5 protein-coding genes are annotated in these 6,343 nt (G+C 61.2%); 2 read left to right on the top strand and 3 right to left on the bottom strand.

Translation table 11 applies throughout. From position 1 onward, the window contains the following. Positions 1 to 163 precede the first annotated feature (163 nt). The 3 genes from amoB to amoC all read right to left on the bottom strand — a co-directional run bounded on the left by amoB (position 164) and on the right by amoC (position 3,267). Positions 164 to 1,450: a bacterial ammonia monooxygenase, subunit AmoB gene (gene amoB / locus A1351_RS13205; RefSeq protein WP_064033194.1), complete on the bottom strand. Its 1,287-nt coding sequence runs from the start codon at positions 1,448 to 1,450 to the stop codon at positions 164 to 166. Between the two features lie 130 nt (positions 1,451 to 1,580). After that, on the bottom strand, positions 1,581 to 2,351 hold the full coding sequence (amoA, locus tag A1351_RS13200; protein WP_064033193.1) for a bacterial ammonia monooxygenase, subunit AmoA: 771 nt from the start codon (positions 2,349 to 2,351) through the stop codon (positions 1,581 to 1,583). Between the two features lie 139 nt (positions 2,352 to 2,490). Then, a complete protein-coding gene (amoC, locus tag A1351_RS13195) occupies positions 2,491 to 3,267 on the bottom strand; it encodes a bacterial ammonia monooxygenase, subunit AmoC (protein ID WP_024879510.1) in 777 nt (258 codons plus the stop codon). An 808-nt stretch (positions 3,268 to 4,075) separates the two neighbouring features. Between amoC and A1351_RS13190 the strand changes: the two genes are divergently transcribed. Both A1351_RS13190 and A1351_RS13185 read left to right on the top strand, forming a co-directional pair. Further along, positions 4,076 to 5,398 (top strand): hypothetical protein, encoded by a 1,323-nt coding sequence (locus tag A1351_RS13190; RefSeq protein WP_157096299.1) that lies wholly within the window; start codon positions 4,076 to 4,078, stop codon positions 5,396 to 5,398. Positions 5,399 to 5,821: 423 nt separating this feature from the next. Then, on the top strand, positions 5,822 to 6,340 hold the full coding sequence (locus tag A1351_RS13185) for a transposase (RefSeq protein ID WP_083967314.1): 519 nt from the start codon (positions 5,822 to 5,824) through the stop codon (positions 6,338 to 6,340). The last annotated feature ends 3 nt before the right edge of the window (positions 6,341 to 6,343 follow it).

Genomic DNA, 6,343 nt, shown 5'->3' with positions numbered 1-6,343 from the left:
CGTCCTTCGAGACGCCGCTTCGCGGCTCCTCAGGATGAGGAAACCTTCACCCCATCGCCCAGCCCCGGCAAAAAAAGCCCGCCCGGACGAACCGGGCGGGGGAGGAAGTTTCACACCAACACGCGGAGAAGAGTGAAGAGAACCGCGTGAAGCTCTATGGCGGTCAGAGCGTAGCTCCGACAGCGAAGCGCGGGATCACCGGGCCGCCGATCTCGACGCCGACGCGATTGCCCGACGGGCTGAAGAAGAACAGCAGGCCGCCGAACTGGCTGTCGGTGTCATAGGCGAGGTCCGACAGGCGCTCTATGTCGAAGCGGGCGTCCTGAACGACGACCGTCACATCGCGCGTCTCGCCGGGGGCGATCGGCGTCTCGTCGCTGACGGCGAGGCCGCGATCGGCGAGCAGATATTCGGGGAACTGCGGCTTCACCGTGAACACCGCGGGGTTGAGGAAGCGCAGGCCCGCAGTGGTGAACTCGCCGACCTTCACCGGCTCGGTTCCGCTATTGGTGATGCGCAGCTTCACCGACAGCTCGCGGCCCGGCACTGTGTAGGAGCCGCCCTTGAATTGCGCGGTCACAGTGGCCGCCGGCAGAGCGATCGGATCGATGCCCTTGAGCAGGCCCGCCTGCATCGGCAGAGTGCGCGGGAAGGCGCTATTGGCCCAGGAGTAGCCGAACAGAACCGCCAGCAAGGTGGCCGCCAGCCACAGGCCGCCGATGCGCTTCTCGCGCACGGTGATGAGCTCATTGGCCTTGCCGGCCTTCACCCACCAATAGCGCACGATGAGGCCCTTGGTCATGAACCAGTAGAGGATCCAGACCGCCGCGGCCGCCATCCAGGCGAAATGATAGATGTAGGTCCAGGTGATGCCATAGGTCTCGAGATCGATGGTCGAGCCGTCGAGCAAAGTCACCGGATTGGTGAAATTCGCCATGTCGCCCTTGATGGTGATCCACTCGCCGGGGCCGACGATGGGTCCGCCGCCTTCGACGTTCATCTGCACATGGACGTGGAAACGCCCCTGCCGACGGGCTTTGAGCACGAGCTTATACTCATAGTCCTTGCCGACCTGCAGAGAGAAGGAGCGCGGCGCCGGCACGTCGCCGACATAAGCGCCCTTGCGAATGAGCACCGGGCCGGGCTCGCCGACGTTCAGAAAGGCGACATCCGGCTTGGCGACGGCCTGCGGCCAACCGGAGAACACATGCACCTTGCCCGAGAGCACCATCTCTTCGTTGACGTTGACCTCGGTCTTCGACCATTTCACATCGTACCAGTTGAGCGTGCGCATGCGCAGAAAGGCCTGCTGCGAGCGTTCGCCATGCGCCGATGCGGGCGTCGCCGCCGGCAGAGTGGTGGCGGCGATCGCCGCGGCGAGGCCGAAGGCCAAGGCGCGCAGCGCCCCCGGCCTCACGCATCCCGCCAGTGTCGCGAGGAGCTTGTTCATCATTTCGATCGGTCTCCCTTATCCTTGTTTTCTCGGCCGCGCCGTCATTCGCGACGGGCCTCTTGGATTTCTTGCGATGTCTCGGCGAAGCGGGCCGCAGGTCCGCCTCGCGCTCGCGAATGTTTGCGGATCAGATGTCGTCGACCTCGATGTATTTGGTGTTCGTGAACCAGGCGCCGATCTTCCACCACAGGAAGTAGATCAGCATGGAAATGAAGGAGGAGAAGAAGGCCGCGACCGGAACGACGTCCTTGCCGAAGGTGCGCAGCGTGCCGCGCTCGACCATGCGGATATATTCCGGCGTGCCCGTGCGGACATAGTTGAAGCCGATGAGATCGGCGAGCGTCAGCAGCACGCCGTCGATCTCGGCGGACTGGTGATATTGCGCCAGCACCGGCCAGTTGATCGGATAGAACAAGAGGCCCCAGCCCATGGAGCCGACCAGCGCCGTCACCAGCCAGCTGCCCGACATCATCAGCACCACATCGAGCCAGAAGCCCATGGGGATCAGCGCCGACGGGAAGACCAGATTGATCGGGAAGAAGGTCCAGCCCCAGAAGTTGTCGTAGCGATTGATCCATTCGCCGGTGAGCAGCGCGAGGCACGCGACCGTGGCGCCGATCGGCAGACGGAACTTCTGCCACAGGAAGGATTGCACCGCGGCGGCGAAGCACATTGCGACGATGGGCGCCACCGTCGGCCACATGCGGCGGTCCTTGAAGTCGATCCAGAAGTCCCAGTCGCCGGCGAGCAGCATATAGTGGATGTGGAAGGATCCGAGCACCACGGCGAATAGCACGACGAGGAGAATCCAATCGGTCAGCATCACGCAGCCGAGAAACTCCTCCTTCGATTTCCATGCCTTGCCGGCTGGAGCGCCGGCCTCTGTGGAAATGGACATTTCGTTCTTGCTCCTTGAGATTGTCGCCTCCCCGGCGCATCTGCGCCGGATATTTCTTTTGCTTGCTCCGCCTCCGCCGCGACCGCGCGCGAAACGCGGTCGCTTTGCCGAGGAGGAGAATGCGCGAGAGCGCGAAGGATCAGAGAGAGAGCGCGTCCTTCTCATATTCCTTGGAGAGCTCGATCACGCGATCGAGCACTTGGCAGGCGGTGCCGAAGACGGCGAGCGCGAACCAGCCGAAGAACACGAAGCCCCAATGCAGCGGCGCCGTGAACAGCTCTTCCATGAACCAGAAGGTGTGACCCCACTCGTTCAGGCCGATGTTCGGGAAGATCATGAACGGACCTGCGAAGAACAGCAGGAAGGGCAGCGATATCTTGTTCGCGAATTGCGGAATGCGCGTGCGCGCATACATGAAGGCGCCCCAGCCGGCGATGATGTATATCGGATAGCTGAGGTAGAACTCCAAAATATGGCTCGGCGTGAAGTCGGTGTCGCGAATGACCGTCTGATGCCAGGTGCCGTCCTGCTCGGTGAAGTAGGAAGCGCCCCAATAGACGGTGAAAGCGTAGATCGCGAGCCAGCCGATCAGCGTCAGCAGACGGCGCATCTCCTCGCGCGGCGTGACAGCGTCGATGTTGCGGTCGCGCGTTTTCCAGAGATAGCCGCCGATGCCGCAGAAGGCGATGAATTCGAGCGGCAGCTCCGTCCACATGAGATTCAGCCAATAGGTCTGAAACTCGGGCGCGAAAGAATCGAGACCCGCTTTCCAGCCGAAATACTGCTCATAGATGCGGATCGTCACATAGAACACGAAGAGACAGATCATCGTCCAATATGCAGGCCAGTAATTGACGATGGTGTCGCTCTCCGCGGCTCGGACGGATCCGGCCGCTTTCTCCGTTGTCAGACTCATTGTCGGGTTCCTCCTCTTTAGAAGTCATCGGTTCGAAAACGGTCTCCCGCCGTTCCGAATGACGTTTCGTCTCCCCGTGCCGCGGTCGCCGCGAAGGCCATCCCAGCAGCCTCGCGACGCCGCGCGCGACGTTCGGCGCATGCGGCGGACGCCGGAACTATTTCGGCGCCGCGCCTCTTTGCAGTAGAGCCCGAAAGCTCTTTGCATGTCGGAGCCTATCATGCCGCGCTCGGCGCCTGTCAATTGATCATAAAGAATACATATGCGACATTATGCTGCATATACTGCAGTTAATACTTATATAGTGCGATAATATGATATTTGCATATTATAAAAAATGAGACACTCGCGGATAATGTCACTTTTTACGCTGCACTTTTGAATGATACGAATTACAAAATATGAGATTATCCCGTATTATTAAGTAGTGCGACATTGTGCCGCCCACATATGCTTGTTGTGACTCGTGGCGTCTTGGCTCAAAAACAGAGCGTGCGCCGCCTTCGAGACGCGGCGTGGACCAATTTTAAAAAACGGGAGGAGAAAGCTCGAATGCTGCACAAGGTCGAAGAACTCAAATGGGTCGTGCTGTGGATCCTCGTCACGGTCTTCGTATTCGCGATCTTCATTCCGACGGTGAACAGAGCGCTCAATCTCTGATCCTGCGCGCTGCGCGCTCGCCGCACGCAAAGGTCGGCGCAGGCAGGGAAAATCCGCCTGCGCCGAAACGGCGGGAGGTTTGCGCGTGGAGCGAATTGGTCTATATCCGCCGCGGCTCGAAACCGTGGGCGGCGGGATGGATCATACTTTGACGACGACGATTCTCTATGACGACGACGAGATACGGGTCATCTGGGCTCCCGCCGATTCGAAAATCGTCTTGATCACTTTCGGCGATGCGATCACGCCGGCCAAGGATCATCGTTTTTTCGCCGATACGCCTTTGCGAAAATCGGGAACTTCGGCGATCGGCGTGATGGCCAAGCGCGCCAATTGGTATCCGTCCGAAAATCTCCGCAGAGCGTCGCAGATCATTTTGGAGACGATCGCGGACTATGAGACGCGTGTCGCCTATGGCGGCTCCATGGGCGGCTATGGCGCGGTGAAATTCTCCCGTCTTCTCGCCGCCACACATGTCATCGCAATGTGTCCGCAATGGTCGATCGATCGCGAGGAATGCGACGGCAGAGACCCCGGCTGGCAGCAGGACTTCATCCCCTTCATGCGCGGCATGGCGATCCGCGCCGCGGACGTCGCCGGCGATGTGTTCATATTCGCCGACTCCTATAATGCGATCGACGATTTTCACTGCCGAAAGATCGTGGAGAACTACCCCGACGCGCATTTCATCAAGGTGCCGAGAGTGGATCACCATGTGACCACTGTTTTCGCCGGCGCCGCCAATCTGCGCGCGCTCATCGACGGCGCGCTGACGCGCGACATGGCGGAGCTGCGCAGAATCGCGCGTCAGATTCGCAAGAGCCATTGGCGCTGGCAGACCCGCATTCTGCAATATGCGATGCGCCGCTTCCCGCGCCTCGCCGCCTCCTATCTCGCCGGCTCCGACAATCGCGAGCTGCTGCGCGAGAATTGGCGCTATTTCCCGCAGCTCATCAGCCATATCGCGGAGACGGCCGGCGCGCCGCGCGCGGTCGCCTTCTATGAGGAACATGCGTCGCTGATCCCCAGCCCCGCGGAACGTCTGCTGATCGGCGCTTTTCTCACCGGCGTGACCGGTGCGCGCATCGCCATTGCGACGACTCATGACTCGTCGTTGGTCTATGACGTCTCCGAGAACAGAGCGATTCACAAGGCCGGGCCGCTCGCGCCGTGGGAATTTCTGGTCGAGGCCGAATTCCACGGCGCCGAGGTCACGCTGCTCGCGACCATCGGCGGAACGAGGTTTCCACTGTCCGTGGCGGAGGATGGATCGCTCGCCTTCGCGAGCAAAGGGCGGCGGGAGGGCATGACCTTCGAGTTCCTTCACAATGAGGACGACGAATTCGCCATTCGCCACAACGCCAAATATCTCTCCGCCAATCCGGCGAGCTCGGTCGCCTGCGATCGCGACGGTCCTTACAAATGGGAGATGTTTCGCTTCCGGCCGTTCGGCGGGCCGAGCGCTCGGTAGAGCCGATTCGCGCGATCGAAGCGCGGCGTGCGGCGGCCCTCTCGGCGCTCCTCGTGAAATCGACTACGTACGGATACGCACTCCACTGAATTGGCGAGAGTCTACGCTGCGACATTATGTAGCAAGACTGGCTCTATTCGATTCTCGGCCGTCATTCTTGCTATTTTGAACTATTCCAATTCCGTGAAACATCATCGAAACACATGGTTTACTAGGGTTTTCGCGCCTGCGCCCCGGCGCGGACGCGGGCGCGCTCGCGCGAGAGCCGCAGTTCGGCTCCACAGGCGCGCGTGGACTGTGCAAAATCGAACATTGTCTTCGGTTTTGAAATCATGAGAAAAATGCCACCTCGCGGAGCCGCGCGGCGATACGATCGACGAGCGTGCGACGCGGAGGTTCAGTCTGCACGAGGAACGCCTGGAAATGAGCGGAAATGTTCTCGATCCTGACCATCCCCGCCTGGCCCCGGCGCCCGAACGCAAGCTCGAGACGTCGATTGGACGCGAGAGACGCAGCCGGCGCCCGGATGAGAATCGTCATCGCGAGGAGGTCATTCGCGAGGTTCTCACGCGTGAGGGCGAGCGCCTGTCGCAGGAGGTCATTCGCAAGCTGACCAGCGATCTCGGCGTCAGCCGCGCCACCGCCTATCGCATGATCAAGACCTTCCGCAGCTGCGGCGCCGTCACCGCGCCGATGACGCGTCCGGTCGGCCGCCCCAAGGGCGCGCGCGTGCTCGATTCGGCGCGCGAGACGCTCATTCGCGACACGATCGAGACCTTCTATCTGCAGCCATCGCGGCCCAAGTTCAGCCAGCTGGTGCGCGAGATCGCCAAGCGCTGCTTGAAGGAGCGGCTGCCGGCGCCCAATTGGCGCACGATCAAGGCGCGCGTGCACGACATCGACATTCAGACGCGGGCGCGGCGGCGTAGCGAGACCGAGTAGAAC

This window comes from Methylosinus sp. R-45379, from assembly GCF_001644125.1.
Taxonomy (GTDB): domain Bacteria; phylum Pseudomonadota; class Alphaproteobacteria; order Rhizobiales; family Beijerinckiaceae; genus Methylosinus.
Note: the sequence above shows the minus strand (reverse complement) of the source record. Positions and strands in the feature narration are given on the sequence as shown.